Consider the following 6,758-nt stretch of genomic DNA (forward strand, 5'->3'; position numbering starts at 1 on the left):
CAAGATTTCATAGTGAATGGTTCAAAGCCTTGACCTAGAACAACCTGAGGCTTTGCTTCAAAATCTGCAACCAGGGCTTTGGTGTCAACCACAGCCCCAATCCTATTCTCTGGATGGAGGCAGTGGGTCAGAATTAGCTTAATATTGATTAACACATCAATCTGTTACGAAGTTTTGACCAACGCTGAACCTAGGTTAGATCCGGTCTTATCCCCATTTGGTTAGGATGGGAGCACTGATGGGGCCGGCTTTACCCAAAACCTTGGAGTTGGTCTGTTGGGGGTTGAGGAGTGAAGCTAGCGAAGCAGGTGCAGATGATTACGCCATCCCAGGGTACCGAGAAGTCTGAGTCCCAGGAAAATAAACTAATTGACGACGAATCACTGCCATCTAATGGGAGCCAGCCCAGTTCCGAGACAGAGGCCACCTGTGTTAGCCATAGCCAAGACGACGGCCCAGCAGCCGAGTCCTTCCCAGCTGGTTCCCAGCCAGCCGAAACTCATCAGGTAACCAACTCAGAGACCCCTGCCTCAGATGGTTCTAGCTCAGCCGAGCCACCCACTAATCAGACTAAGCCTCCGCAGCCGAACGCCACTGTCGCCACCTCAGAAGAGGTGGCTGTTGTTCCTGCGACCATAGAGGTGCTTCCCAGTGAAGCCCCTGCAAGCCATGGGCCGGTTAAACCCAAGCGATCGCCCATGGGTAAAGCCCTACGACACTTCCTTTGGGGTGGATTATTTGTGGGTACGGCGCTGGTTTCTGGGCTGTTGGGGGCAACGGCGGCGCTGATGCTGCCCCTACCCGGTCATATGGGTCAATCTCGACCTGCCGCCAGTCTGGGCGATCTGTGGAAATCGGGCTTTCGCTACCAGGTGACTCGTCCAGTCAACATTTTAGTCATGGGCATTGATGAAGTCCTGGACACCCCTAGTCACTCTGACGCCGTGTTTGCAGGTCGTACCGATACGCTGCTGCTCGTGCGGATTGACCCAGACAGCCAAAGCCTGAGTGTATTGTCAATTCCCCGGGATACGCGGGTGCAGATTCCGGGCCATGGCACGGACAAAATTAACCAGGCCAATGCCGAGGGGGGGGCCGCCCTGGCAGCTCAGACCATTGCCTACAACCTGGGGGATATCCCCATCGATCGCTATGTACGCATCAACACCACCGCCTTCCGGGAAATGGTGGACTTGGTTGGCGGCATCGAGGTGAATGTACCGAAACGGATGGAGTACACCGATCAAACCCAGCAACTTTACATTGATTTGTACCCCGGTTGGCAAACCCTGGACGGGGACCAAGCCGAGCAGTTTGCCCGCTACCGCAATAATACGGGGGACATTGGTCGGGTGCAGCGCCAGCAACTATTGCTGCGGGCCTTTCGGGAGCGGTTAACCCACCCAACGGTGATTCCCCGCCTTCCCCAGGCGGTGCGCGTGCTGCAGCGATACATTGATACCAACCTCACCCTAGAGGAAATGCTAGCCCTAGCTAACTTTGGCTTAGACATTGAGTCTAATGACCTGAATATGGTGATGCTGCCGGGACGGTTTAGTGGACCAGCCGAATATATTGCCAGCTACTGGTTACCCGACTGGGATGCATCCGCTGACGTGCTGCAAACCTATTTCAACGTCAATACCACCGGTCGCTATGTCGACAATTCTGGAGTCCGTTCTATCTCCAATTTGCGGATCGCGGTGCAAAATGCTTCTGGTGATGCCGAAACCGCCTCTGCTGTAGCTAGTTACCTCCATGACAGTGGCTTTAGAAACGTCTACGTGACTGAAAATTGGAGCACTGTCAGCCGTCGCACCGAGGTGATTGCTCAACGGGGCGATCGCAGTAGTGCTGCTACAGTACAATCTGTCATCGGAGTGGGACGAGTCTTGACAGAATCGACGGGCGACCTAGACTCAGACATCACGATTCGGGTAGGTCGCGACTGGGCTGAGGGTGTGCCCCAGGAACTGTAGTCTTGGGAAAGTAGCTAGACCGTGGGCAAAGGCGCAAACACAGTCAGTGCTTGGGGCAGACATTCAAACTCAATCGGGTTGGCCTCGACAATCTCGCCATCAATGACTAGCTTTTGGGCAGGGGTGGTGGTGACCTTCAGTTTGGGGGTGCGCAAACAAAGAATATCATCCCGCTGAGTAGGCACCTTACGAGCGGCCGAGGCCATCAGGGAAGCCAGTCCCTTGATATTTTGCAACCGGGTTTGACTAGTGGAGATGGTGACCTCCAAAAGGCCATCATCAGGAATAACGGCCCCCAACCCCTGGGCCAGTACAGAGGTGGGGGGGGCCACATTCGCCACGGTAATTGCTGTGGTCGAAAATTCGGTCACTTCCCCGTTCATTTCCACGATGGCCTGAAAGGGCTGAGCCGTAGCCAACTGGCGTACCCCGGCTAGCAGGTAGGCCAAATTCCCCAATTCATTTTTGAGTTCACGGCTGGCTTTATCGACCATACCCGCTTCAAACCCTAACCCCGCCAGTAAGATCATCGGGGTTTGATTGCACCGGGCCGCGTCTACCACATGGGTATTGCCCGCCAGAATAGTTTCGCAAGCGGCCCGCAATTTGGTGGGAATACCCAGGCCAACGCTAAAGGCATTGGCCGTGCCTCGCGGAATAATGCCCAACGGAATACCTGTATTCATAGCGGCTCCGGCGATCGCCGATACCGTGCCATCTCCCCCCGAGGCAATCAATAGACTGCTGCCCAGGTCATGGTCAGTTTTGGACTTAATATGGGTAATCACCTCGTGAGCCTGTTGGGCTGGATCGACATCAGGTTTGGTCATAATCACATTGACCAAAATCTGAGGCTCCAGCACGTTGCGAATCGTCGTCAGATCCACGTTGGGATCCCCCTGCCCTGCCACCGGATTAAAAATCATGTAGGCAATTTGGCTGCGGGCCATGCCTCGCAACAGCAACATTGCTGATATCTCGTTGAGGGCGATGGGAATACCCTGGAGTTGGCAGGCCCGCAGAACTAAGGTAAAGCTGGGGAAATCACGATCAAGGCCCTGGGGATCGGCAAAAAACAAAACCCCAGCAATCTCCCCGGCCAAAATTTGGGCGGAGAGCTGAATATCACTGCCCTGGGTATTGCCTGACAGCGACACCAAATCGATGCCTTTCGCCCCCCAGGTTTGGGCCAAACGCTGAGCAATTTCCGCCGGGGCTAAGAGCTGAAAGTGAGTCAGTACCTGCTGCTGTTTCCCCAGCCAGTTAAACAGACGATCGACCTGAGTGGGGTGGGCCAAAAGAGCAATGGTGCTAGGCATACAGGAAACGCCTTGGTAAATACTGCCTGAAGCATAGAAGATTCTTTCCCAGTTGGGTACGATCCTACGCAAATTAAAGCAATGTGTAGTTATCGCCTATGGAATGAGCATAGTCTTGTTCGGTCAATGCCTTGCCGAGTCAGCTTTTGAGCCCATCCTGCCATCGTTTACGGATTGTCTTTCTGGTTAATTGACCCTATGAGTTTCTTACAGTCATCCTATATCCTGTGAGGAAGGCTGGCATTATCTTCTGTCATTACTCTCTGTACCGTATTCGCCAGGACTTTAAACAGGACAAAGCTATGAGTGAAAACCCTAACGAATATAACGACTTTCAGCAGCAGCAAGAGCAGATGCGTCAGCAGGAGCGGCTCCGTAAGCAAGAGCAAATTCGCCAGCAAGAGGCCTATCGGTTACAGCAAGAAACTCAGCGGTTGAAACAGGCCCAACGGCGATCCAAGTTTGCCTGGGTGCGTAACACCATTGTGCTGCTGGTGGGGGCCTTAGAAATCTTACTGGGCATTAGATTTTTTCTACGGTTGACCCTGGCCAATCCAGACAACCTGTTTGTCAATACCATTTTTGGTATTTCCGATCCATTTATGATCCCCTTTGCCGATTTATTTATCAGCCCTACCAATGCTGATGCCACTCGAATTTTTGACGTTAATCTATTGGTGGCGATGGTGGTCTATGCCCTGCTGGGGGCTCTAGCCATTGCCATCGTCAACTATTTGGAAGGGCAATCACCCTACAGTTGATTACCGTCGCGCCTGGTAAAGGTGATCTAAGCGGAGCTGGTGATCGGCGCTGAACAGTCGGTAGTAGGCAAACAGCACCACGCCAAATACCCCAAGGGCCGTACCAGCTGCGATCATGAACATAATCACAATCTGATATCGTACGGCATCGATGGGATTGGCCCCAGCCAAAATTTGGCCAGTCATCATCCCCGGCAAGCTAACTAATCCCATCACCATCATCGAGTTGATAGTAGGGATCATTCCCACCCGAATGGCATCGCGTACCTGATGGTGGGCGGCTTCCCAGCGGGTAGCCCCTAGCGTCAGCAACATTTCAATCTGGTCTTGCTGGCTGGCTAACCCTTCCATAAATCGATCCAGCCCCAGGGAAATACCATTCAGGGTATTGCCTAAAACCATTCCCAGCAGTGGAATTAAGTACTGGGGGTCGTACCAGGGCTGCACCTGGATAATGCCCGCCATCGCAAACCCCGTAACCAGGGCTGAGGAGGCCAACACCGACAGCAGGCTATTCCAGTAAATGCCCACAAATCGCTGCTGGGTTCGGTTGACGGCGGCCATCCCGGCGACGCTGGTCATCACCAGACTGATGACCACAATCACCCAGGGGTTATCTTGGGTAAACAGCCACTCCAGTACGATGCCAATCAATAATAGTTGCACCACCATACGCAGGGTGGCGATCACTAGCGATCGCGCCAACCCCAGCTTCAGCGCCATAGACAGGCCCACATTCACCAAAATCAGTAGGGCTGATAGAGCCAGTTGGCCGTAGCTGATGATGATGTAGCGGCTTTCCATCAAGTAAAGTCTCCCAGGTTTAGCTGCCGATCGGCAACCCGGTGAATTTGGGCGGTGTCATGGCTAGTGAATACACAAGCGTGATCTGGTTGTTGCAACCAGTTGCTCAACAGGCCCTCCACTCGAGTGGTGGCGTCCCCATCTAGGGAAGCGGTGGGTTCATCTAGCAGCAGCACGGGAGGATTAACTTGCAACCCTCTCAACAGCGCCAGGATCTGGGCTTCCCCCCCTGATAGGCGCGCCGCCTGTAGGTGCAAAAAGTCTGGGCTGCGTCCGAGCTGCTGAAGCCAACTCTCAATTTTGTCAGGGTCAAAGTGCTGCTGACCATAGACGGCTAATTCAAATACTCGCTCTAGGTTCTCCTGCACGGTGCCATCCAGGGCTGCAGGTCGCTGGGGCATATACATCACCTGGGTGCGATAGGTGGGCATAGTCCACTCCGCTGGGGTTTTGCCAGCAAACCGTACCTCCCCCTGTTGGCAGGGGTCAAGCAGGACTAGGTTGCGCATCAGCAACGTTTTGCCGGCTCCAGAGGGGGCCACTAGCCCCAGGCATTCCCCTGCAGCCAGATCAAAGCTCACCCCTCGCCAGAGCCAGCGTTCTCCCAGGCAGCGACCCAAGTTGTTGGCGACCAGTAGTGGTTGACTAGGTCCCATCGATGTTATGGAGGGTTGGTTTATCAATGGCGATCGCCTAAGTGTACAGCATAGCTAGCCCCTCAGCTGTGGCGGGAATGATGCCCCGCTCGGTAATTAGCGCTGTCACCAGTCGAGCCGGGGTGACGTCAAAGCCATAGTTGGCGGTAGTAGCGTTATCCACCGTAATCTGGACGTTGGCCATCTCCCCTGCCGCTGTCTGGCCCCAAATGTGGGTGACCTCGTCATGGGGACGCTGCTCGATGGGGATCTCGGCTAGACCGTCTTTAATCGTCCAATCTATGGTGGTGTAGGGTAGAGCCACATAAAAGGGAACGCCGTTATCGTTGGCCGCTAAAGCTTTCAGGTAGGTGCCGATCTTATTGCACACATCGCCATTGGCAGTGACCCGGTCGGTACCGACAATGCACAGGTCCACCTGCTCATGCTGCATTAGGTGCCCTCCGGCGTTATCTACCACCAGGGTAAAGGGCACCCCATGGTTCGCCAGTTCCCAGGCGGTGAGGCTGGCCCCCTGGTTGCGAGGACGGGTTTCATCCACATAGACATGGACGGCGATGCCTTGATCGTGGGCCATGTAGATGGGGGCGAGGGCGGTCCCCCAGTCAATGGTAGCCAACCAGCCAGCGTTGCAGTGGGTGAGAATGTTAACCGGCTGCCCCGGTGGTTTGGCCATGGCTAAATCTTTAATCAGACCTAGTCCGTGGCGACCAATGGCCTGATTGGTTTCCACCTCTTCGTCACAGATGTCCCTGGCGATCGCCAAGGCTTGGTTAGCCCGTTCCGCCTCGGGGCGATCGCGCACCCCTTGGACAATCGCATCTAAGGCCCACCGCAGATTGACCGCCGTGGGCCGGGTAGATAGCAGGGTGGTATAGGCGGCGGTCAGACTGCGATCGCTGGGGTCGTCTTGCAGAGCAAACCCCAGCCCGTAGGCTCCAACGGCAGCCAGCAAGGGGGCACCCCGGGTCCACATCGCTCGGATCGCTTCGGCACACTGGTCCGCTGTGGCTAACTGCACCCAACGCAGGTCATGGGGCAGCCAGCGCTGGTCCAATATGGTAATCGCTCCACTGGGGTCTTCCCTTAGAGACCGATGCCATACCCCTTGAATTTTCACGGCCCTCAGTCCTTGGAAACGTCGGTGTCTATTGTATGGCAGAGGTGGGGGGATGGGGAGGTGGGGAGGTGGGGAGATGGGGAGGTGGGGAGATGGGGAGGTGGGGAGGTGGGGAGATG

At 55.0% G+C, this 6,758-nt stretch carries 6 protein-coding genes; 2 read left to right on the top strand and 4 right to left on the bottom strand.

What is annotated here, in order from left to right; translation table 11 throughout:
- Positions 1 to 314 precede the first annotated feature (314 nt).
- Complete coding sequence (locus tag E1H13_RS07985) at positions 315 to 1,979, top strand: LCP family protein (RefSeq protein WP_169612887.1); 1,665 nt, start codon at positions 315 to 317, stop codon at positions 1,977 to 1,979.
- Positions 1,980 to 1,993: 14 nt separating this feature from the next.
- On the opposite strand, the gene E1H13_RS07990 is transcribed toward E1H13_RS07985, so the two are convergent.
- Complete coding sequence (locus tag E1H13_RS07990) at positions 1,994 to 3,298, bottom strand: YegS/Rv2252/BmrU family lipid kinase (protein ID WP_169612876.1); 1,305 nt, start codon at positions 3,296 to 3,298, stop codon at positions 1,994 to 1,996.
- Positions 3,299 to 3,600: 302 nt separating this feature from the next.
- On the opposite strand from E1H13_RS07990, the gene E1H13_RS07995 reads away from it, so the two are divergent.
- Complete coding sequence (locus tag E1H13_RS07995; RefSeq protein ID WP_169612877.1) at positions 3,601 to 4,059, top strand: YggT family protein; 459 nt, start codon at positions 3,601 to 3,603, stop codon at positions 4,057 to 4,059.
- On the opposite strand, the gene fetB is transcribed toward E1H13_RS07995, so the two are convergent.
- Genes fetB through mtnA form a run of 3 tightly spaced genes read right to left on the bottom strand, consistent with a single transcriptional unit; the run spans position 4,060 to position 6,639 of the window.
- Positions 4,060 to 4,863, bottom strand: coding sequence for an iron export ABC transporter permease subunit FetB (gene fetB / locus E1H13_RS08000; RefSeq protein WP_169612878.1), 804 nt, complete (start codon positions 4,861 to 4,863; stop codon positions 4,060 to 4,062).
- The gene (locus tag E1H13_RS08005) at positions 4,863 to 5,519 is read right to left on the bottom strand and encodes an ATP-binding cassette domain-containing protein (protein WP_169612879.1); all 657 of its coding nucleotides are present in this window, start codon (positions 5,517 to 5,519) and stop codon (positions 4,863 to 4,865) included. The genes fetB and E1H13_RS08005 overlap by 1 nt, the downstream gene beginning before the upstream one ends.
- Positions 5,520 to 5,556: 37 nt before the next feature.
- Complete coding sequence (gene mtnA / locus E1H13_RS08010) at positions 5,557 to 6,639, bottom strand: S-methyl-5-thioribose-1-phosphate isomerase (RefSeq protein ID WP_169612880.1); 1,083 nt, start codon at positions 6,637 to 6,639, stop codon at positions 5,557 to 5,559.
- Between the last annotated feature and the right edge of the window lie 119 nt (positions 6,640 to 6,758).

It is taken from the genome of Nodosilinea sp. P-1105, assembly GCF_012911975.1.
GTDB lineage: Bacteria > Cyanobacteriota > Cyanobacteriia > Phormidesmidales > Phormidesmidaceae > Nodosilinea.